The 19,731-nt window shown below is 64.5% G+C and carries 20 protein-coding genes; 10 read left to right on the top strand and 10 right to left on the bottom strand.

The features are described 5' to 3' along the window. Positions 1–9: 9 nt before the first annotated feature. The 5 genes from CBW66_RS07240 to CBW66_RS07260 form a co-directional block, all read right to left on the bottom strand. Complete coding sequence (locus tag CBW66_RS07240; RefSeq protein ID WP_172402206.1) at positions 10–978, bottom strand: FecR domain-containing protein; 969 nt, start codon at positions 976–978, stop codon at positions 10–12. Beyond that, complete coding sequence (locus CBW66_RS07245) at positions 978–1,487, bottom strand: sigma-70 family RNA polymerase sigma factor (RefSeq protein WP_230492218.1); 510 nt, start codon at positions 1,485–1,487, stop codon at positions 978–980. Before CBW66_RS07245 ends, CBW66_RS07240 begins: the two co-directional genes overlap by 1 nt. 109 nt (positions 1,488–1,596) lie before the next feature. After that, on the bottom strand, positions 1,597–2,196 hold the full coding sequence (locus CBW66_RS07250; protein WP_086136616.1) for a metal-dependent hydrolase: 600 nt from the start codon (positions 2,194–2,196) through the stop codon (positions 1,597–1,599). A 439-nt stretch (positions 2,197–2,635) separates the two neighbouring features. After that, positions 2,636–4,240 carry an FHA domain-containing protein gene (locus tag CBW66_RS07255; RefSeq protein ID WP_230492217.1) on the bottom strand — a complete coding sequence of 535 codons (1,605 nt, stop codon included), beginning with the start codon at positions 4,238–4,240 and terminating at the stop codon, positions 2,636–2,638. Between the two features lie 227 nt (positions 4,241–4,467). After that, positions 4,468–5,319: a class I SAM-dependent methyltransferase gene (locus CBW66_RS07260; RefSeq protein WP_086136617.1), complete on the bottom strand. Its 852-nt coding sequence runs from the start codon at positions 5,317–5,319 to the stop codon at positions 4,468–4,470. Between the two features lie 154 nt (positions 5,320–5,473). Here CBW66_RS07260 and CBW66_RS07265 point away from each other — a divergent pair, with 154 nt between their 5' ends. Further along, positions 5,474–5,893 (top strand): DUF2177 family protein, encoded by a 420-nt coding sequence (locus tag CBW66_RS07265; RefSeq protein ID WP_086136698.1) that lies wholly within the window; start codon positions 5,474–5,476, stop codon positions 5,891–5,893. On the opposite strand, the gene CBW66_RS07270 is transcribed toward CBW66_RS07265, so the two are convergent. The 3 genes from CBW66_RS07270 to CBW66_RS07280 all read right to left on the bottom strand — a co-directional run bounded on the left by CBW66_RS07270 (position 5,874) and on the right by CBW66_RS07280 (position 8,071). Continuing rightward, a complete protein-coding gene (locus CBW66_RS07270; protein WP_086136618.1) occupies positions 5,874–6,824 on the bottom strand; it encodes a PP2C family serine/threonine-protein phosphatase in 951 nt (316 codons plus the stop codon). The two genes, CBW66_RS07265 and CBW66_RS07270, sit on opposite strands and share 20 nt — an antisense overlap. A 149-nt stretch (positions 6,825–6,973) precedes the next feature. After that, a complete protein-coding gene (locus CBW66_RS07275; protein ID WP_086136619.1) occupies positions 6,974–7,420 on the bottom strand; it encodes a glycine zipper domain-containing protein in 447 nt (148 codons plus the stop codon). A 120-nt stretch (positions 7,421–7,540) separates the two neighbouring features. Then, on the bottom strand, positions 7,541–8,071 hold the full coding sequence (locus CBW66_RS07280; RefSeq protein WP_086136620.1) for a GNAT family N-acetyltransferase: 531 nt from the start codon (positions 8,069–8,071) through the stop codon (positions 7,541–7,543). A 174-nt stretch (positions 8,072–8,245) separates the two neighbouring features. Between CBW66_RS07280 and CBW66_RS07285 the strand changes: the two genes are divergently transcribed. After that, positions 8,246–9,694: a M20/M25/M40 family metallo-hydrolase gene (locus CBW66_RS07285; protein ID WP_086136621.1), complete on the top strand. Its 1,449-nt coding sequence runs from the start codon at positions 8,246–8,248 to the stop codon at positions 9,692–9,694. 45 nt (positions 9,695–9,739) lie between these two features. Beyond that, positions 9,740–9,973, top strand: a complete 234-nt coding sequence (locus CBW66_RS07290) for a hypothetical protein (RefSeq protein ID WP_086136622.1) — start codon at positions 9,740–9,742, stop codon at positions 9,971–9,973. A gap of 13 nt (positions 9,974–9,986) precedes the next feature. On the opposite strand, the gene CBW66_RS07295 is transcribed toward CBW66_RS07290, so the two are convergent. Continuing rightward, a complete protein-coding gene (locus tag CBW66_RS07295) occupies positions 9,987–10,844 on the bottom strand; it encodes an MBL fold metallo-hydrolase (RefSeq protein WP_086136623.1) in 858 nt (285 codons plus the stop codon). A 178-nt stretch (positions 10,845–11,022) separates the two neighbouring features. Here CBW66_RS07295 and CBW66_RS07300 point away from each other — a divergent pair, with 178 nt between their 5' ends. Further along, positions 11,023–11,259, top strand: a complete 237-nt coding sequence (locus CBW66_RS07300; RefSeq protein WP_086136624.1) for a hypothetical protein — start codon at positions 11,023–11,025, stop codon at positions 11,257–11,259. 122 nt (positions 11,260–11,381) lie between these two features. Then, positions 11,382–11,630, top strand: a complete 249-nt coding sequence (locus CBW66_RS07305) for a hypothetical protein (protein WP_034751890.1) — start codon at positions 11,382–11,384, stop codon at positions 11,628–11,630. 33 nt (positions 11,631–11,663) lie between these two features. On the opposite strand, the gene CBW66_RS07310 is transcribed toward CBW66_RS07305, so the two are convergent. Then, on the bottom strand, positions 11,664–11,945 hold the full coding sequence (locus tag CBW66_RS07310; protein ID WP_086136625.1) for a hypothetical protein: 282 nt from the start codon (positions 11,943–11,945) through the stop codon (positions 11,664–11,666). 50 nt (positions 11,946–11,995) lie between these two features. Here CBW66_RS07310 and prpB point away from each other — a divergent pair, with 50 nt between their 5' ends. From prpB to CBW66_RS07335, 5 genes are all read left to right on the top strand, one after another. Beyond that, the gene (gene prpB / locus CBW66_RS07315) at positions 11,996–12,883 is read left to right on the top strand and encodes a methylisocitrate lyase (protein ID WP_086136626.1); all 888 of its coding nucleotides are present in this window, start codon (positions 11,996–11,998) and stop codon (positions 12,881–12,883) included. Between the two features lie 89 nt (positions 12,884–12,972). Then, a complete protein-coding gene (gene prpC / locus CBW66_RS07320) occupies positions 12,973–14,127 on the top strand; it encodes a 2-methylcitrate synthase (protein WP_086136627.1) in 1,155 nt (384 codons plus the stop codon). Positions 14,128–14,138: 11 nt separating this feature from the next. After that, positions 14,139–16,733, top strand: coding sequence for a Fe/S-dependent 2-methylisocitrate dehydratase AcnD (acnD, locus tag CBW66_RS07325; protein WP_086136699.1), 2,595 nt, complete (start codon positions 14,139–14,141; stop codon positions 16,731–16,733). A 117-nt stretch (positions 16,734–16,850) separates the two neighbouring features. After that, positions 16,851–18,050 (top strand): 2-methylaconitate cis-trans isomerase PrpF, encoded by a 1,200-nt coding sequence (prpF, locus tag CBW66_RS07330; RefSeq protein ID WP_086136628.1) that lies wholly within the window; start codon positions 16,851–16,853, stop codon positions 18,048–18,050. A 144-nt stretch (positions 18,051–18,194) separates the two neighbouring features. Then, entirely contained in the window at positions 18,195–19,730 is a 1,536-nt protein-coding gene (locus tag CBW66_RS07335) for an MBOAT family protein (RefSeq protein ID WP_086136629.1), read from the top strand. The last annotated feature ends 1 nt before the right edge of the window (position 19,731 follow it).

Raw genomic sequence — 19,731 nt, forward strand, 5'->3', positions numbered from 1 at the left:
TGAAAATAATTACGTTGACCGGGCCGACACGGTGGCCCAGTAGCGCGTGAAGTAGGTCACTTGCAGCCCGTGCGAGGCGCACAGGCTTTCCAGCACGGCGTCGATATCGTCGAGCCGGTAAGTGCCCGTGACGGGGCGTTGCGCCACGCCGGCGTCGCATGCCAGGCGCCCGCGCCGGTAGCGCGCCAGTTCCCGCACCAGCTGTTGCAGCGGCCAGTCGGCGGCCACCAGCATGCCGCGCAGCCAGCTGTCCTGGTGCGCCGGCACGGCTTGCACGGCATCGCCGGCGCTTGCGGTAAAACTGAGCTGCTGGCCCGCTTCCAGGCGCCGCACGGCATCGGCGCGTGCCGCGCAGCGCACTTCCACCGCGTGTTCGTAGACGCTGACGGTGCTGCCGCCGTCGTCGCAGCGCACGCCGAAGCGCGTGCCCAGCGCGCGGATCACGCCGTGCGGCGTCTCGACCAGGAAGGGGCGCGCATCGGGCGCCGTCGTGATCATGACTTCGCCATGGTGCAGGCGGATGCGGCGGCGCGCGGCGCTGTAATCGATGTCGGCGGCGCTATCCGTATTCATCTCCAGGCGCCCGCCATCGGCCAGGGTCACCTGGCGGCGCTGGCCCGGCGCCGTGCGCAAGGAGGCCGTCCACGCTTGCCAGGGTGCGGACTGCAAGCCCGCCTGGCCCAGCACGATGCCGCCGCCGGCCGCCACCAGCATGGCCAGCACTTTCGCGGCCGTGCGCCGGCGCTGCTGCGCCGCCTGCAGGGCGGGCAGGGCCAGCGCCTGCGGTATCGTGGCCAGCTGGCCGTCCATGCGCCGCAGCAGGACCCAGGCCCGTTCATGCTCGGCGCTGGCGTCGCGCCATGCCTGCAGGGCGGCCGGGTCGGCGCTGCCGCACTGGAGTTCCACATGCCAGTGGGCGGCGGCGGCCAGCACCTTGCGGGGGATTGGGGCCGAATGCGGCGTGGACGGGGCAAACATCAGCCGGCCGCCAGCAGCAGGCATTCCGTGTAGGCGCGCACCAGGTGCTTTTTCACGGTCGGCAAGGACACGCCCAGGCGCCGGCTGATGTCCACATAGCTGAGCTCCTCGATCTGCGCCAGCAGGAAGATGGCCCGCGTGCGCGCGCCCAGGCGGTCGAGCAGGTGGTCGATGGCGAGCAGGGTTTCGATGATGATGGCGTGCGTTTCGGCGCAGACCGATATCGGCTCGGCTTGCTGCGCCAGCGCTTCCAGGTAGGCGTGCTCCAGCGCCTGGCGCCGGTAGCGGTCGATCAGCAAGCCGCGCGCGATGGTGGCCAGGTAGCCGCGCGGTTCGCGCAAGGGTGTCGTGTCGCGTTTGCCCAGCAGGCGCAAGAACGTATCCTGCGCCAGGTCGGCCGCCTCGGCGCGGTTGCCCAGCTTGCCGCGCAGCCAGCCATACAACCAGCCATGGTGTTCGCTGTACAAGGTACTCAGGTGGCTGGCATGGGTGGGACTGACGGTGCTCACTGCGTTCTCCAGGCAAGGGATGGGCTGGGCTGACGGAACGCGGGGTGCCGGCTGGCTGGGCTGTTTGAGAATGATACTCATTATCACATTGCCATGCGGGTGGCGTCAATTACTGTCCGCCACCGAGGCGCCAGCGCTCCTGCCACTGTTGCAGATCCGCCCAGGCTTGCTGCAGGGCAGTGGCGCACCAGCGCAGCAGGCCCTCGAACGCCAGCACGCTGCGCTGCCAGTGGATGCCGTCGAAAAACACATGGTCGGCCACGATGGTGGCGGCCAGCCAGGCGGCGCTGATGACGATGATGTCGTGGCGGCCGCTTTTCCACCAGCGCAGCGAGTGGCGGCGGAAAATCCACGGCACCCCCAGCGGATTGGGCCAGTCGGCCAGCAGATGCATGATGCCGCCGGCGGCAAAGCCGAACAAGGGAGGCGCCCACAGGTGGTGCGGCAATTGCAGATACGTGTAGATGAGCAGGGCGATCCAGGCCAGGCCCCAGTGCGTCCACGTGCGGTGCGTGATCCACAGCTTGTGCGTGCGCGCCCACCAGGCCACTTCCAGCCAGTCCGGCGCCGTGCCGCCCAGCGCCCCCATGACAAAGGCGAGCATGCTCAGCACTTGATAGGGGCCGCCGGCGCCAGCGTGCGCGACGAGGGCCGCGGCGATCACGCCGGCAGCCCAACCGGTCGCGTGATGCGCTTTGTTGGAAGCCATAGAAAATGTAAAACGCCGCGCGGACGCTGTGTGAAATACAGGGGGATATTAACTGGATGAATATACAGTATTCAAGGGCGTGAAGGGAGGCTTTTTGCAGAATATCTGCTATTAAATTGTTAAATTCTGTGTCGGGGAGACTCGCCCGGGCGAACGCGGCAAGTCATGCCGGCCGGCCAAGTATGTTATGCAGCTGATAATGTAATTGGCGCGCGGCGCGCTATGCTGAAAGCAGTCGCATGTTTCGAAGAGGTGTCGCCATGAAAATTCCGCGCGAATTGCAGATTCCCGCCATCGTGTTTACGCTCGAAGCGGTGTTTATTCTGGGCTTGTCGATGATTTTTCTCATCCTGGTGCCCCGCTAGCGTCCGAAAAAGCCGTAGCCGCGTTGCACTGATTATTTTTCCGGCGCGGGCCGGCCAGGGGGCAGGTGGCGGCGTCAGGCGGTCAGCGCGCCGCTATCGCATAGCACCGCGCCTTCGGTGCGGATGATCCAGCATTCCGGATACGGTTCGCTGGCGAAGCGGTTGTGCCGCGCGAAGCCGCTGAGCTTGTCGAGCGCGGTGGCCGGGGCCAGCGCGGTTTCCTTGCCGCTGGCCGTGTCCAGGTGCCAGAAACCGCCGTGGCGGTGGAATAGCACGGGAAGGCCGCTGGCCTGCGGCGTGGCAAGGTGGCTTGCCGGCGTGGGCTGGGTGTCGGGCAGCAGCAGGTAAAAACACTCGGCGCGGGCGCCGTGGTCGATGCGGTGCAGGATCACGCCGTGCGCGAGGATGGCCGTGACGCTGAGCACGACGATGCCCTTGATGCTGGCGGACAATTCGATGCGCATGCCCAGGCGCAGGGCGACGGGTTTGTGCTTGCCGGGCCAGACGCCGTCGAGCAGCAGGCCGTAGCGCGACACGTCCTCGATTTCAAAGCCTTGCTGGCTGCGCCGGATGATGGCGTGGCGGCCCGACAGGCGGCGCGTCAAGCCATTATTGTCCTGGCCGTCGGGGCTGAAATGGCTGAGCAGCACATCGGCTTCGGGGTCCACCAGCTCGAAGCGTCCCAGCATGCATTCTTCCAGCGCGAACAGGCGGACCTGGCGCTGTTCGCCCGCTTCCGGCGCCGCATTGACGAGGCAGGCAGCCTGGCTCGGGTGCGGATGGCAGTGGCTGGCGGCGGGCAGGTCGACTTCGATCAACTCCTCGTCCCAGGCAATCGTGGCAAAGCCCATGTCGATCTTGCCTTGCGGGGCCGACAAATCGACGTGGGCGATGCCGGCATTGCGCGCCGTGACGTCGAGGTTGCAACCGTCGCCGCCCGTCACGCGGGCAATCGAGGCGTCGTCGGCCATCACGCGCACGTTCTTGTGCGTGCTGAGGAAGATCTGGTGGATTTCCGTCAGGGTGGCGTCGCGGCGCGGCACGAGGATGACAAACGTGCACACCCATTTCTGCGCCACGGCGCCATCGACATGGCTGTGCACTTCCACTTCGATCTGGTATTGCCCATGTTCCTTGTTACGCGAGGAAAACTCGACAAACACGGGGCGCCAGTCGCCACGCGTGGTGCGCACGAAATCATGCTGGACGGCGCCGCGCGGGATCAGGTCCGAGCGCAGTCGCAAGGTCAGCTGCGGCGCGCAGCTGGCGCTCATGCCGCGCAATTCCATTTTCAGCGTTTGCCGTCCGCCTGCCGCACGGGGATCGAAGCCGCTGATGTGCAGGTGGGCATGTATCGGCTGGTAAGCTGGCGCAGTGGCCGGCTGTGCGGCGGGCACTGGGGTAAATGTTGGCAGGCTGGCGGGGGGCGAGGCTGGCGCGGGGCTGGTCACCGCTTGAGCCGCATCGCGTATCACCGCATCGCGCATCGCGACATCATGCGCACGGGCGTGCGGAAGCGCCGTTGCCGATGGCTCGGAACGGGCGCTGCGCAGTGCGGTCAACAGGTCGTAGCTGCTGGGGGTAGTCGTCGCTTGCGGGTGGTTGCCCGCGCAGACTGTTTCCCCAGGCAAGACCCAGAACGTACAGTGCGGGTGCTCCGGGTTGCTGCATTTTTTCATGACATTCTGACTCGAATCGAGCGGGGACATTGCGCCCTCTGTTATACATGAGAGCTTACGCGCTTTTGCGCCTGCTTGGCAACTTTCGCGGCGTCTGAATGCGCCCTTTTTGCCTAAATTCATCCGCTTGGTCACAGCTTGCCATGCATGTCATGGAAACTATTGCTCAAAAACACATTTTATGTCTTTCCGGATATGTTATTTTGATATCGATAGTCCAGCGGCGTTCAGCTGCGCCGTTTGTCGACGATGACTTCCAGATACTCGCCTGGCACCACCAGCGAGTGGACGCCCGCCGTATTCAGGCGTTCGAGCAGGGCAAGCAGTTCCTGTTCCAGCGCCTCGGCGCCGGCCGCGTCGAGCGCGGCAAAGGCCTTGTGGACGGGGCCGTAATAATCGCGGAAGACCTGCACCCAGTGGTGAGCGGAGGCGTAGCGGAAATTGAAGACCTTGCGCTGGCTGTGCACCTGCTCGGCCGCCTGGCCGAACAGGTCGCGCACATACGCTTCCTCGCCCCAGCGGGCCGGCGACACCACGCCTGCCGGAGGCGGTACATATTGGCCGATAGTCTTGAAAAGCTGGCCGATAACGCCGTCCGGGGTCCAGTTGGCCATGCCGATGCGTCCGCCGGGACGCAGCACGCGCAGCATTTCGCTGGCCGCGCGCCGGTGGTCGGGCGTGAACATGACGCCGAAGGTCGACAGAGCCGCGTCGAAACTGGCATCGGCGAAGGGCAGGGCTTCGGCGTCGGCCACGCGGAAGGTCACGGCCAGCCCTTCCGCCTCGGCGCGCGCGCGCCCCTTGTCCAGCAGCGCCGGCACATAATCGGTGGACACGACACGGGCAAAGCGGCGCGCCGCCGCCAAGGTGGCGTTGCCGTTGCCGGCGGCGATGTCGATGACGTCTTCGTGGGCGCGGATATCGGCGGCCTCGGCCAGCGACTCGCCGACCGGCTGCAGGGTCACGCCGATGACGGCGAAGTCGCCGCTGGCCCAGCCTGCTTGCTGGCGCTGCTTGATGGTGGCGTAGTCGGGCGCGCCGGCGGCGCCGGCCTGCGGTGACGGGGTGGTATTGCTCATGGCATGCTCCTGGTGGCGTTGGCGAGGTCCTTTCGTCAGACCGCGCGCCACGGGCATGGTTCATTTTTATACAGACCGCCGGGAGCGTGGCGGCGTTTTGCATTATGCTGGCGCAACCATTCCCCAACTCGTTGCCTGACGCTGAAAGATGACCATGCCCGCCCAACGCCCGCTCCAGCTTGCCATTGCCTATGGCGCCGCCTTGTGTGCATTCCTCGCCATCGACGCCCTGTGGCTGGCGGTGCTGATGAAACCCGTGTATGCCGCGGCGCTGGGACCGCTATTGGCGGACACGCCCCGCTGGGCGCCGGCCGTGTTGTTTTACCTGCTGTACGTGGCGGGGCTGGTGGTGTTTGCCGTCCTGCCCGGCCTGCGGGCGCGCCGCGGACGCACGGCGGCCGCGCTGGGCGCTCTGCTGGGGCTGCTTGCCTACGGCACCTATGATTTGAGCAACTATGCGACCTTGCGCGGCTGGCCGCTGGCCTTGACGGCGATCGACATGGCGTGGGGCACCGTGCTGTCGGCCGTGTCGGCCACGGCCGGCTACCTGGCCGCTAGCCGCCTGGGACGGTGAATGCCGCCTCGAAGCGCAGCGCCAGCAAGGTAATGTTGTCGCTATGCAAGCCTTTTGGCGGATGCAAGAGAAAGTCGTCGAACAGGGCGCTCACGGCCTGCGCCGCGGTTTTGCCGGCGCACAAGGCGGGCCAGCGGGCCGTGAGGGCCAGCGGATCCTCGCAGGCCCAGAAACCGTCGCTGGCCAGCAGATAGTGGGCGCCGGGACGTACGCGCAGCACGCGGCGGTCGCCCAGGTGTGCCAGGAAGGGCGGCAAGGTGGCCGCATCAAGGCCGCGCAGCGGTTTGTCGAGCTGCAAGCTGTCGCTGATGGCGTTGCCTAAAATGAAGGCCTGCGAGATTTGCGGATGGTGTTCGCCGTGCACGGCGGCGCGCCAGCGCGTCTCGTCGAGCGCGCCGCGCATGGCGTACACGGTGGCCGGCACGTGGTCGACGGTGAGGATGCTGGCAACCCCGTCGGCAATTTCATACAGGCGCGAATCGCCCACGTGATACAGCAGCGGGGCTTCGCCGGGCGGCACTTCCAGCAAGGTCAGGGTGGTGCCGGGCGGACGCGCCTGGGCGGGCGCGGTTCGGGCGAAGGTATCCTGCAAGCGCGTGTGCAACTCGTCGAGTTCGGCTGCCAGGCTGGCCGTGTCGAGGCAGGCGGGTATGGTCAGCAAGCCTTGCACGGCCGCTTCCGCCGCTTCGCGCCCATGGCCGTGGCCGCCCATGCCGTCGAGTACGGCAGCGCGCACGTGGCCGCGCGGCCAGCCCGGCACCTGGCAGTGGAACGGCGCTTGCCGCGACAGGCAGACGGCGTGGCCGCTGGCATCGATCAGCAGGAAGTTGTCCTGGTTTTCGCGCCGGGGCAGGGGGCCGGCGCCCACGCTGGTGCCGGCGGCGGCATCGAGCCAGGGGCCGAAGTCGAGCGCGTCTTTGATTAAATGCATCGGTTGGTGCGGTCCAGGCGGCCAGCAATGTTGATCGTAGGACACAGCTTAGCCGAAATCGTGCGGGCGCGATACCTTGCCTGTTTTGCAAAAAAACCTGCGGCAGCAAGCTGGCGCAGGTTTTTCATGGTGCAGATGACGTACGGTGCTTAACGGCGATGACCCCAGCCATGGCCGTGACCGTGGCCACGGTCATAGTAGTCGCGGCGGTCATAGTCGCGATAGTAGCCGCGGCCCGGCTGCACGTAGACGACAGCCGGCGGGCCGTAGTAGCGCGGTGGCGGCGCGTAGTACACGGGCTGCGGCGCCGGGGCGTAGTACACCGGCTGCGGCGCAGGCGCGTAATAGGTTTCGCGGTAGCCGCCGCGATAGCCGCCACGGTCGTAATAGCGGTCATTCGTGCTGATGCTGTTGCCGACGGCCGCGCCCAGCACGCCACCGACGATCGCGCCATTGCGTCCGCCGGTGCTGTTGCCAATGGCCGCTCCGACAACGGCGCCTGCAACGGTATTGAAGTCGCGGTCACCGGCGACTGCGGCCGAAGACACCGCCACTGCCGCTACCATTACCGCACCCAGGAGTTTCTTGTTCAACATGGCATTTCCTTCCATTCCGGCGAGACCACAATGATCTGCATGGACTGGACTATATCTGCTGTCGCGAGCTTGTTCCACGTCTAATACAACTTATTACAATCCTGCCCCGGCGGTAACAAGTCAGCGCCGGCGCGCCTGCCATTCGGGCCGAAGCAGGCTGTACATTTTGACATCGCGCATCACGCCGTTGATGAAGAAGGCCTGGCGCATCAAGCCTTCCTGGGTAAAACCGTTCTTTTGCGCGATGCGTTCGGAGCCGATGTTCAGCGGGTCCATCAGCAGCTCCAGCCGGTGATACGGATAGGCGTTGAACAGGTAGTCGACCACCAGGCGCGTCGCTTCGCTGATGTAGCCGCGCCCGTCCCGCTGGCGGTCGAACAGGCGGTAGCCGATCTCGCGCGAGGCTGGCGTGCGGCTCTTGAAGTGCGTGATCGTGCCGATGATGTGCTGCGAATGGTCTTCGATGAGAAACAATTCGCTGTCCTCGGTGACAAAGCCCGATTGCAGGAAGTCGCGCCGCATGGCCTCGGGCGACTTGAATTGCATGGAGAAAAACTCGCCGCGCGAGGGCAGGTCGTTGACGAGGGACATATAGGTATTCAGGTCGGCGGCCTGCAAATGCCGGACGGTACAGAGGGTTCCCTTGAGCATGGCGGTATCCGGTAGCGATCGTGATCCTGATGGTAATCGACTCTGGGGGAAACAGGCAATCGCTCCTGTAAAAGTTGCTGCAATGACAGAATAAATACGCTATCGTAGACAGCCGCGCCTTGCCCATGGCCACGGCGCACCCGTTTCGACCCCGTAGACTGGAACCGACATCACATGCATACCATCCCGACTGGCGCGCCGCTGCGCCGTTCCGTTTTATCCATCGCCCTTGGCTGCATCGCCAGCGCAGGCGCCTTTGCCGCCGCACCGGGCAATACGCCGCAAGCGCTGGCGCAGGTGCGCGATACGGCGCTGCAAAGCGACTGGGCTTACGCGCGCCTGGCCGACATGACGGATTTGATCGGCCCGCGCCTGTCCGGTTCCGCCGGCGCGGCGGCCGCCGTGCAGCAGGTGGCCGACGCCATGCGCCAGCTGGGCGCCACCGTCACCTTGCAGCCCGTGAAAGTGCCGCACTGGGTGCGCGGCGTGGAAGCGGCGGAAATCGTCGACTACGCGGGCCGTCCGCAGGGCGTGTCGCAGCGCGTGGTGCTGACCGCCCTGGGCGGCTCCGGCGCCACTCCGGCCGCCGGCCTGACGGCGCCCGTGATCATCGTCAAAAGCCTGGAAGAACTCAAGGCGCGCGCGGCGGAAGTGAAAGGCGCCATCGTGCTGATCGACACGCCGTTCGACCAGGAGATGGCCGAGCGGGGCCTGGCCGGCGTCACCTACGGCCAGGGTTCGCGCTTCCGTTTCAATGGGCCGAAGGCTGCGGCGGAGCTGGGCGCGGCCGCCGCGCTGGTGCGCTCGATCGGCGGCGCGAACTTCCGCATCCCGCACGCGGGCGCCACGGGCCTGGATGAGAATAAACGTATTCCCGCCGCCGCCGTCACGGTGGAAGACGCCTTGCTGATCGGCCGCCTGGCCGCGCGCGGCCCCCTGAAAATGCACCTGACCCTGACGCCGCAAAACCTGCCGGAAGCGGACAGCTACAACGTCATCGCCGACTGGCCCGGCACGGACAAGGCCGGCGAAGTGGTGGTGGTCTCGGGCCACCTCGATTCGTGGGACCTGGCGACGGGCGCGCACGACGACGGCGCCGGCGTGGTGGCGGCCATGGGCGTGGTGGAAACCCTGAAAAAGCTCGACTACCGCCCGCGCCGCACCATCCGCGTGATCGCCTGGATGAACGAGGAAAACGGCGGGCGAGGCGGCCAGGCGTATTTCGAGGCGCACAAGCAGGCGCTCGGCAAACAATATGCTGCCATCGAGATGGACAGCGGCGCCGGCCGCCCGTTCGGCATCCTCGCCAGTGTGGGGCCGAAGGCGGAAAAACTGTTTGCCCCGCTGCGCGCGGCGCTGCAACCGATGGGCGCGCACGCCTTTACGCGCCGCGATGCGCTGGGCACGGGCGACTTGCACCGCCTGGAAACGGGCGGCGTGCCCAGTTTCGAGCCGCTCGTCGACAGCCACAGCTATTTCCACTACCACCATACGCCGGCCGACACGCTGGACAAGGTCGACCCGGAAAACCTCAAGCGCAACGTGGCGCTGATGTCGTCGCTGGCGTGGTTCCTGGCCAATATCGATGGCGAGATTGGACGGGCGCCGGAGCAGGGCGAGTAAGGTTGGCGCGTCCGCCTGCCGACACCATCCACGCCAAGGAAACTGATGACAGAGCCATCTTCCGACCTCGAGACGGCGGTCAACGCGATCCGCCGCTATTTGCAGAAGTATCCGCAAGGCGCCGATACGCCGGAAGGCGTGGCGCAATGGTGGCTACAAGGCAGCTTTTCGCTGGAGATCGTCGCGGCCGCGCTCGCGTATCTGCTGGCCTCGGGCGAGCTGGAACGAATGCACGTCGGCCAGCGGCAGCTATGGCGCCGGCGCCGCCAGGAAGCCTAGCGGCTGCCAGCCATCAAATCGCGTTCAGCGGAATTTTCAGGTAGCGCACGCCGTTGTCTTCCGGCTCGGGCAGCTTGCCCGCATTGATGTTGACCTGGATGGCGGGCAGGATCAGGGTCGGCATGTCGAGAGTGGCGTCGCGGCGGGTGCGCATGGCCACGAATTGCTCTTCCGTGATGCCGTCGCGCAAGTGGATATTGCTGGCGCGCTGTTCGGCCACCGTCACTTCCCAGCGCGGCGCGCGGCCGTTGGGCGGATAGTCGTGGCACATGAACAGCCGGGTTTGGGGCGGCAGCGACAATAATCGCTGTGCGGAGCGGTACAACAGGGACGCCGAGCCGCCGGGGAAATCGCAGCGGGCCGAGCCCACGTCCGGCATGAACAGGGTGTCACCCACGAAGACGGCGTCGCCGATCTGGTAGGCAAGGTCGGCCGGCGTGTGGCCGGGCACGTGCAGCGCGCGCACTTCCAGTTTGCCAATATAAAAGACCTGATCGCGCGCGAACAGCTGGTCGAACTGGGAGCCATCGGCCCTGGCGCCGTCCTGGTGATAGACGGCGGCGAACGCCTGCTGCACCGTCTGGATGGCGGCGCCGATGGCCACGTCGCCGCCCAGCTGCTGCTGCAGGTAGGGCGCGGCGGAAAGGTGATCGGCGTGCGCGTGGGTTTCCAGCAGCCAGCGGCATTGCAAGCCGTGCTCGCGCACGAAGGCGATGACCTTGTCGGCCGACGCGGTCGAGGTGCGGCCCGCCTTGGGATCGTAGTCGAGCACGGAATCGATGATGGCGCAGTCGCGGCCATCGGCCTCGTAGACAACGTAGGTGACGGTGGCGGTGGCGGGGTCGAAGAAAGCTTGGATTTGTGGAGTCATCGCGGCGGCAAGGGACGGGCAAGGGAATGGCATTATATCGCCAGAGTTCGCTAAAAAAATGCTGCAAATTGACATTTGACATGCGAAAAACAGATATGCGGGCATGCATGCGCCCGTCACAGTCGTGCGCACCCTGACGCTTGCAGCATGGTAACCTCATTCTTCCAAGGAGGAATGTATGAACGATATCACTGCACGCAGCGAACAGTACCGCGGTTTTACGATTTCCGTGACCCCGCAAAAGGACAACGACGATTTATGGGACTTTAGCTACCGCCTGCAGCGCGAGGGTGAGCCGGAAGCGCAGGCTATCACGCGCGGCCGCACCCTGGGTGGCTACGCGGCGCCCGAGACCGCCTGCACGGCGGGCCTGGAAGTGGCCAGGACGGAAGTGGATAATCTGCTGCGTCCTTGAGCCAGCGTAAATCGTTTAGCCAGAAAGTCGGCCTGACCGCGCGCCGGCGCGTGAAACACGTCGCTAGCGGTCCCGCTTCATGCTACGATTTCCCCTATTGAGTCAGTCAAAGGAGGCACCCCATGAATAGCAGTTCTAAAATTCACTATAAAGGCTGGGAAATCGTTCCCCTGGCCGTGCCCACCACCGATGGTAAATGGTCGGCCAGCTGCGACATCGAACGCGCCACGGCGGAAGGCCTGGAGGTGTTTGAAGGCTCGACCATGCAATTCGTGCGCGACGACGAGGAGGGCGCCATTGCCGCCGCCTGCGAGGAAGCCGTGCGCCAGATCGACAACATCATCGCCAATCCGCTGGTACGACTGGCCTAGTTTTCCCTTGTAGTCGCAGTTGTCTCAGTTGTCTCAGTTGTATAACGCAGCCGGCGCCCGCCGGCTGTTTTTATTGCGCGCCTTTTTCATCGTGCTGTCCTCCTGTCTGTTGCATGTTTCATTCAATGTTTCAAAATGCGTTTCATAAAACAATAATGAAACGTTTTTGACGCCAAACGTGACATCGCTGTTGCGCGGCGTGACAGCTGCGATGCGACGCCGGATGGCCATCTTCCCTGCGTTTTCGCTCTGCGCCAGCGGCTTTTCTGCCTGGCGGGATAGCCCTGGCACGGCATTTGCAATACCAATGCGCATAGCCACTCCGTGAAACATTCGGGACCATCCGAAACCCATAAGGTGAACACATGACTCAATACTCCGCAGGTGCCGCATTCCGCAAGGCCGTCCAGGAAGAATCCCCGTTGCAAGTGGTCGGCGCCATCAATGCCAACCACGCCTTGCTGGCCAAGCGCGCCGGCTACAAGGCCATCTACCTGTCCGGCGGCGGCGTCGCGGCCGGCTCGCTGGGCTTGCCCGACCTGGGCATTTCCAGCCTGGACGACGTGCTGACCGATATCCGCCGCATCACCGACGTGTGCGATTTGCCGCTGCTGGTCGATGCCGACACGGGTTTCGGTTCGTCCGCCTTCAATGTGGCGCGCACGGTGAAATCGATGATCAAGTTCGGCGCGGCCGGCCTGCACATCGAAGACCAGGTGGGCGCCAAGCGCTGCGGCCACCGTCCGGGCAAGGAAATCGTCAGCAAGGAAGAGATGGTCGACCGCATCAAGGCGGCCGTCGACGCGCGCACGGACCCGAATTTCGTCATCATGGCGCGCACCGATGCGCTGGCCGTCGATGGCCTGGAAGCGGCACTCGAGCGCGCCGTCGCCTGCGTCGAGGCGGGCGCCGACATGATCTTCCCGGAAGCCATCACGGACCTGGACATGTACGCCACGTTCGCCAAGGCCGTCAACGTGCCGATTCTGGCCAACATCACGGAATTCGGCGCCACGCCGCTGTTCACGCTGGACGAACTGCGCAGCGCCCACGTGGGCCTGGCCCTGTACCCGCTGTCCGCCTTCCGCGCCATGAACAAGGCGGCGGAAAACGTGTATCAGGCGCTGCGCCGCGACGGCACGCAAAAGAATGTCGTCGACACCATGCAGACGCGCATGGAGCTGTATGAATCGATCAATTACCATGATTTCGAGCAAAAGCTCGACGCGCTGTTCGCCGCGCAAAAGAAATAAGCAGAAATAAGCAGAAATAAGTAAAGAAGCAGGGACCGCCATGCGGTCCCGCAGTGACGCACCCGAGACTATTCAATCTGGAGAACACAATGACCGCACCGCAAGCCGCCACTTTCAAGCCTAAAAAATCCGTCGCCCTGTCCGGCGTCACCGCCGGCAATACGGCGCTGTGCTCGGTCGGCAAGACCGGCAACGATTTGCACTACCGCGGCTACGACATCCTGGACGTGGCCGACAGCTGCGAATTCGAGGAAATCGCCTACCTGCTGGTGCACGGCAAGCTGCCGACTTCCGCCGAACTGAAAGGCTACAAGGCCAAGCTGAAGTCCTTGCGCGGCTTGCCGTCGGCCGTGAAACTGGCGCTGGAAGCGCTGCCGGCCGCTGCCCACCCGATGGACGTGATGCGCACGGGCGTCTCCGTGCTGGGCTGCGCGCTGCCGGAAAAGGACGACCATAATGCGCCGGGCGCGCGCGACATCGCCGACCGCCTGATGGCCTCGTTCGGCTCCATGCTGCTGTACTGGTACCACTACAGCCATAACGGCAAGCGCATCGAAGTGGAAACGGACGACGACTCGATCGGCGGCCACTTCCTGCACCTGCTGCATGGCGAAAAACCGTCGGCGTCGTGGGAAAAAGCCATGCACACGTCCTTGATCCTGTACGCGGAACACGAATTCAACGCCTCGACCTTCACCAGCCGCGTCATCGCCGGCACGGGTTCGGACATCCACTCGGCCATCACCGGCGCCATCGGCGCGCTGCGCGGCCCGAAACACGGCGGCGCGAACGAAGTGGCGCTGGACATCCAGAAACGCTATGACAACCCTGACGAAGCGGAAGCGGACATCCGCGAGCGCGTGGCCAACAAGGAAGTGGTGATCGGCTTCGGCCATCCCGTCTACACGATTTCCGACCCGCGCAACGTGGTCATCAAGGAAGTGGCGCGTTCGCTGTCGCTGGAAGCCGGTTCCACGAAAATGTTCGATATCGCCGAGCGTCTGGAATCGGTCATGTGGGAAATCAAGAACATGTTCCCGAACCTGGACTGGTTCTCGGCCGTGTCCTACCACATGATGGGCGTGCCGACGGCCATGTTCACGCCGCTGTTCGTCATTTCGCGCACCTCGGGCTGGGCCGCCCACATCATCGAACAGCGCATCGACAACAAGATCATCCGCCCGAGCGCCAACTACGTGGGTCCTGAAGACCTGGAATTCGTGCCGATCAAGGACCGCAAATAATGAGCATCGCTATGAATACCTTGCACCGCAAACCCTTGCCGGGAACAGGGCTGGACTACTTCGACACGCGCGCCGCCGTCGATGCTATCCAGCCAGGCGCCTACGCCACCTTGCCCTACACCTCGCGCGTACTGGCCGAAAACCTCGTGCGCCGCTGCGACCCGGCCACCCTGAACGCCTCGCTGGGCCAGTTCATCGAACGCCGCCGCGACCTCGATTTCCCATGGTTTCCCGCGCGTGTCGTCTGCCATGACATCCTGGGCCAGACGGCCCTGGTCGACCTGGCCGGCCTGCGCGACGCCATCGCGGCCCAGGGCGGCGATCCGGCCCTGGTCAATCCGGTGGTGCCCACGCAGCTGGTGGTCGACCATTCGCTGGCCGTCGAATGCGGCGGTTTCGACCCCGACGCCTTCGCCAAGAACCGCGCCATCGAAGACCGCCGCAACGAAGACCGTTTCGACTTCATCGACTGGACCAAGAAGGCCTTTAAAAACGTCGATGTGATCCCGCCCGGTAACGGCATTCTGCACCAGATTAACCTCGAGCGCATGTCGCCCGTGATCCAGGTGCAGGACGGCGTGGCCTATCCCGATACCCTGGTGGGCACGGATTCGCATACGCCGATGGTCGACGCGCTGGGCGTGATCGCCATCGGCGTGGGCGGCCTGGAAGCGGAAAGCGTGATGCTGGGCCGCGCCTCGTGGATGCGTTTGCCCGACATCATCGGCGTCAAGCTGACGGGTAAACCGCAGCCTGGCATCACGGCGACCGACACGGTGCTGGCGTTGACGGAATTTTTGCGCAAGCAAAAGGTCGTCTCGTCCTACCTGGAATTTTTTGGCGAGGGCGCTTCGCACCTGACCCTGGGCGACCGCGCCACAATTTCCAATATGGCGCCGGAATTCGGCGCCACGGCGGCCATGTTCTACATCGATGCGCAAACCATCAAGTATCTGAAACTGACGGGCCGCGACGACGAACTGGTGAAACTGGTGGAGCTGTACGCAAAAGAGACGGGCTTGTGGGCCGACAGCCTGGTCGACGCGCAGTACGAGCGCGTGCTGACGTTTGACCTGTCGTCCGTGGTGCGCAATATCGCCGGGCCATCGAACCCGCACAACCGCGTGCCGACGTCGGAACTGGCCGCGCGCGGCATTTCCGGCGTGGTGGAAAACGAGCCGGGCAAGATGCCGGACGGCGCTGTCATCATCGCGGCCATCACCAGCTGCACCAATACGAACAACCCGCGCAACATGATCGCCGCCGGCCTGATCGCGCGCAATGCAAACCGCCTGGGATTGACCCGTAAACCCTGGGTGAAATCGTCGCTGGCGCCCGGCTCGAAAACCGTGGAACTGTACCTGCAGGAAGCGGGCCTGATGCCGGAACTGGAACAACTGGGCTTCGGCGTGGTGGCTTTCGCCTGTACCTCGTGCAACGGCATGTCGGGTGCGCTCGACCCGGTGATCCAGGATGAAGTGGTGTCGCGCGACCTGTATGCGACGGCCGTCTTGTCGGGCAACCGCAACTTCGACGGCCGCATCCATCCGTACGCGAAACAGGCTTTCCTCGCCTCGCCGCCGCTGGTGGTGGCCTACGCGATCGCCGGCACCATCCGCTTCGACATCGAGAAGGATGTGCTGGGCCATGACGCCGATGGCAAGCCGGTTCTGCTGAAAGATATCTGGCCGTCCGACGAGGAAATCGACGCCATCGTCGCCGCCAGCGTCAAGCCGGAACAGTACCGCAAGGTGTACATCCCCATGTTCGCCGCGCAGGCGGACGATGGCATCAAGGTCAGCCCGCTGTACGACTGGCGTCCGCAGACGACGTATATCCGCCGTCCGCCGTACTGGGAAGGCGCGCTGGCCGGCGCGCGGCCCTTGAAAGGCATGCGTCCGCTGGCCGTCCTCGGCGACAACATCACCACCGACCACTTGTCGCCGTCGAACGCCATCATGCTCGACAGCGCGGCCGGCGAATACCTGGCGAAGATGGGTTTACCCGAGGAAGACTTCAATTCCTACGCCACGCACCGGGGCGACCATTTGACGGCGCAGCGCGCCACGTTCGCCAACCCGACCCTGAAAAACGAGATGGTCATCGAGGACGGCAAAGTGAAGGCGGGTTCGCTCACGCGTATCGAGCCGGAAGGCAAGATCTCGCGCATGTGGGAAGCCATCGAGGTGTACATGGAGCGCAAGCAGCCATTGATCATCATCGCCGGCGCCGACTATGGCCAGGGCTCGTCGCGCGACTGGGCCGCCAAGGGCGTGCGCCTGGCCGGCGTGGAAGCCATCGTGGCTGAAGGCTTCGAGCGCATCCACCGCACCAACCTGGTGGGCATGGGCGTGCTGCCGCTGGAGTTCCTGCCTGGCGTGAACCGCAAGACCCTGGGCCTCGATGGCAGCGAAACCTACGACGTCGTGGGCGAGCGCACGCCGCGCTCCACCTTGACCCTCGTCATCCACCGCAAGAACGGCGAGACGGTCGAAGTGCCCGTCACCTGCCGCCTCGATACGGCCGAAGAGGTGTCGATCTATGAGGCGGGTGGCGTTCTTCAGCGATTCGCGCAGGATTTCCTCGAATCTTCGAAAGCGGCATAAATCGGGTAGGTCGGATTAGCGTAGCGTAATCCGACAATATTTGTGAGAAACCCGCCAACAATGTGTCGGATTACGCGTGGCGATGCCACGCTAATCCGACCTACTTTCGGACAAACAATGACCCATATCCCTCAAATCAACATCCCCGCCACCTACATGCGTGGCGGCACCAGCAAGGGCGTGTTCTTCCGTCTGCAGGATTTGCCCGCCAGCGCGCAAGTGCCGGGCGCGGCGCGCGACGCCTTGCTGCTGCGCGTGATCGGCAGTCCAGACCCCTACGGCAAGCAGATCGACGGCATGGGCGGCGCCACGTCGAGCACCAGCAAGACGGTGATTCTGGCGAAAAGTACGAAGCCGGAGCACGACGTCGACTACCTGTTCGGCCAGGTCTCGATCGACAAGCCTTTCGTCGACTGGAGCGGCAATTGCGGCAACCTGTCGGCCGCCGTCGGCTCGTTCGCCATTGCCAGCGGCCTGGTGGACGCGGCCCGCGTGCCTGCCGACGGCATTGCCACGGTGCGCATCTGGCAAGCCAATATCGGCAAGACCATCATCGCCCACGTGCCCATGACGCAGGGCGAAGTGCAGGAAACGGGCGACTTCGAGCTCGATGGCGTGACCTTCCCGGCCGCTGAAGTGAAGCTGGAATTCCTCGACCCGGCCGCGGAGGAAGAGGGGGGCGATGGTGGCAGTTCGGCCATGTTCCCGACCGGTAACCTGGTCGACGACCTCGACGTGCCCGGCATCGGCATGTTAAAAGTCACCATGATCAACGCCGGCATCCCGACGATTTTCGTCGACGCGGCCGCCATCGGCTATACGGGCACGGAACTGCAGGACGCCATCAATGGCGATCCGGCCGCGCTGGCCCGCTTCGAGACCATCCGCGCGCATGGCGCGCTGCGCATGGGCCTCATCGCCCATCTGGATGAGGCGGCCAAGCGCCAGCACACGCCGAAGGTGGCCTTTGTCGCCAAACCGGCCGGCTATGTGTCGTCCAGCGGGAAAAAGGTGGAGGCGGGCGACATCGACCTGCTCGTGCGCGCTCTGTCCATGGGCAAGCTGCACCACGCCATGATGGGCACCGCGGCAGTTGCCATCGGCACGGCGGCGGCCATTCCCGGCACCCTGGTCAACCTGGCGGCCGGCGGCGGACCCCGCGACTCGGTACGCTTCGGCCACCCGTCGGGCACCCTGACGGTGGGCGCGCAAGCGCAGCAGGTCGATGGCCAATGGAGCGTCACCAAGGCCATCATGAGCCGCAGCGCGCGCGTGCTGATGGAAGGGCGTGTGCGCATCCCCGGCGACGCGTTTTAAGGCCAGGCAGGCCGATGCGCAGGCAGATCAGTTGATATTTCTGCTAGCAAAGAAACTGAGCGACAAGGAAAATGGACGAGCGTCAGCCGCGATGCGTGCAGCGCAGACGCTGGCGATCTCCCATACTTCCCGACGGGTGAACTGATGTTATTTAACTCTTACGTCTTCCTGTTCGCGTATCTGCCCATCACGGTGGCCGGTTTTTTCATCCTGGGACGGCGCAGCGAATTATGGGCTGCCGCCTGGCTGGCGGCGGCGTCGCTGTTCTTCTACGCGTACTGGGATTACCGCTACCTGCCGCTGTTGCTGGGCTCCGTCGTCTTCAACTACGGCTGCGCGGCCTGGCTGGGCGCCAGCCCGCCGGCGCGCCGCAGGTGGATACTGACGGCCGCCATCGCCGCCAATCTCGGCCTGCTCGCCTACTATAAATATGCGGGATTCTTCTTTTCCAGCCTGGCGCAATTGCTGGAGCGGCCCATGCCCGCTTTGCACGTGATTCTGCCGGTCGGCATCTCATTTTTCACGTTTACGCAGATTGCCTTCCTGGTCGACAGCTGCAAGGGCAAGGCGCAGGAAAGCCGCTTCGTCCACTATCTGCTCTTCGTCACCTACTTCCCGCACCTGATCGCCGGCCCCGTCCTGCACCACAAGGAAATGATGCCGCAGTTCGCCGACCGGCGCACCTTCCGCCTCTCGGCCGGCAATATCGCCATCGGCAGCACGATTTTCTTCATCGGCCTGGCCAAGAAGGTGCTGATCGCCGATAACATCGGCCCGTATGCGGCGCCGCTGTTCGACGGCGCGGCCGCGCCCTCGCTATTCATCGCCTGGGGCGGGGTGCTCGCCTACGCCTTCCAGCTGTACTTTGATTTTTCCGGCTATTCCGACATGGCCATCGGCTTGTCGCGATTATTCGGCGTGCGCCTGCCCCTGAATTTCGCTTCTCCGTACAAGGCCCGCACTATCGCGCAATTCTGGCGCCGCTGGCACATGACCCTGTCGCGCTTCCTGCGCGATTACCTGTACATCCCGCTGGGCGGCAATCGTTGCGGCCCGCTGCGGCGCTATCTCAATCTGATGATCACCATGGTACTCGGTGGCCTGTGGCATGGCGCCGGCTGGAATTTCATCGTCTGGGGCGCGCTGCATGGCGCTTACCTGGCTATCCACAAGGCCTGGAGCACGGTGACGCGCAAGCTTCATTTGCCGTCCGATACGCGCGTTGGCAATATCCTGGCGACGGTCCTCACTTTCATTGCCGTCTGCATTGCCTGGGTCTTCTTTCGCGCACCCGACATGGCAACCGCCCTGACAATCATCGAAGGCATGACGGGCGGCTTCGGCCTGGACTTGCCCGATGCGCTGGCACCCCATTTGCTGCCGTTTCAGCCTGTGCTGGCCGCCATGGGCATGGGCTATTACCTGGGCGGCGGCACGGTGTTCATTGAAAGCTGGACGTGGATAGCGGTGGCAGCGCTGATCACCTTTGCCTTGCCGAATACGCAGCAGATCATGCGCCACTTTGATCCGGCGCTGGATTTTTCTGCCGGTGGGCGACACCCGCGCGCCTGGCCCACCTGGCGCGCCTCGCCTGCGTGGGCGGCCGGCATCGCCGTGCTCGCGCTGGCGAGCATGCTGGCCCTGAACCGGCCCGCTGAATTCCTGTATTTTCAATTCTAGG

The organism is Janthinobacterium sp. GW456P (assembly GCF_002127655.1).
Taxonomy (GTDB): Bacteria; Pseudomonadota; Gammaproteobacteria; order Burkholderiales; family Burkholderiaceae_D; genus Janthinobacterium.

What these genes read in the sequence shown, in the direction of transcription:
- CBW66_RS07240 (WP_172402206.1), bottom strand. Translation starts at nt 978, where the DNA reads ATGTTTGCCCCGTCCACGCCGCATTCGGCCCCAATCCCCCGCAAGGTG.
- CBW66_RS07250 (WP_086136616.1), bottom strand. Translation starts at nt 2,196, where the DNA reads ATGGCTTCCAACAAAGCGCATCACGCGACCGGTTGGGCTGCCGGCGTG.
- CBW66_RS07255 (WP_230492217.1), bottom strand. Translation starts at nt 4,240, where the DNA reads ATGAAAAAATGCAGCAACCCGGAGCACCCGCACTGTACGTTCTGGGTC.
- CBW66_RS07260 (WP_086136617.1), bottom strand. Translation starts at nt 5,319, where the DNA reads ATGAGCAATACCACCCCGTCACCGCAGGCCGGCGCCGCCGGCGCGCCC.
- CBW66_RS07265 (WP_086136698.1), top strand. Translation starts at nt 5,474, where the DNA reads ATGCCCGCCCAACGCCCGCTCCAGCTTGCCATTGCCTATGGCGCCGCC.
- CBW66_RS07270 (WP_086136618.1), bottom strand. Translation starts at nt 6,824, where the DNA reads ATGCATTTAATCAAAGACGCGCTCGACTTCGGCCCCTGGCTCGATGCC.
- CBW66_RS07275 (WP_086136619.1), bottom strand. Translation starts at nt 7,420, where the DNA reads ATGTTGAACAAGAAACTCCTGGGTGCGGTAATGGTAGCGGCAGTGGCG.
- CBW66_RS07280 (WP_086136620.1), bottom strand. Translation starts at nt 8,071, where the DNA reads ATGCTCAAGGGAACCCTCTGTACCGTCCGGCATTTGCAGGCCGCCGAC.
- CBW66_RS07285 (WP_086136621.1), top strand. Translation starts at nt 8,246, where the DNA reads ATGCATACCATCCCGACTGGCGCGCCGCTGCGCCGTTCCGTTTTATCC.
- CBW66_RS07290 (WP_086136622.1), top strand. Translation starts at nt 9,740, where the DNA reads ATGACAGAGCCATCTTCCGACCTCGAGACGGCGGTCAACGCGATCCGC.
- CBW66_RS07295 (WP_086136623.1), bottom strand. Translation starts at nt 10,844, where the DNA reads ATGACTCCACAAATCCAAGCTTTCTTCGACCCCGCCACCGCCACCGTC.
- CBW66_RS07300 (WP_086136624.1), top strand. Translation starts at nt 11,023, where the DNA reads ATGAACGATATCACTGCACGCAGCGAACAGTACCGCGGTTTTACGATT.
- CBW66_RS07305 (WP_034751890.1), top strand. Translation starts at nt 11,382, where the DNA reads ATGAATAGCAGTTCTAAAATTCACTATAAAGGCTGGGAAATCGTTCCC.
- CBW66_RS07310 (WP_086136625.1), bottom strand. Translation starts at nt 11,945, where the DNA reads ATGCGCATTGGTATTGCAAATGCCGTGCCAGGGCTATCCCGCCAGGCA.
- prpB (WP_086136626.1), top strand. Translation starts at nt 11,996, where the DNA reads ATGACTCAATACTCCGCAGGTGCCGCATTCCGCAAGGCCGTCCAGGAA.
- prpC (WP_086136627.1), top strand. Translation starts at nt 12,973, where the DNA reads ATGACCGCACCGCAAGCCGCCACTTTCAAGCCTAAAAAATCCGTCGCC.
- acnD (WP_086136699.1), top strand. Translation starts at nt 14,139, where the DNA reads ATGAATACCTTGCACCGCAAACCCTTGCCGGGAACAGGGCTGGACTAC.
- prpF (WP_086136628.1), top strand. Translation starts at nt 16,851, where the DNA reads ATGACCCATATCCCTCAAATCAACATCCCCGCCACCTACATGCGTGGC.
- CBW66_RS07335 (WP_086136629.1), top strand. Translation starts at nt 18,195, where the DNA reads ATGTTATTTAACTCTTACGTCTTCCTGTTCGCGTATCTGCCCATCACG.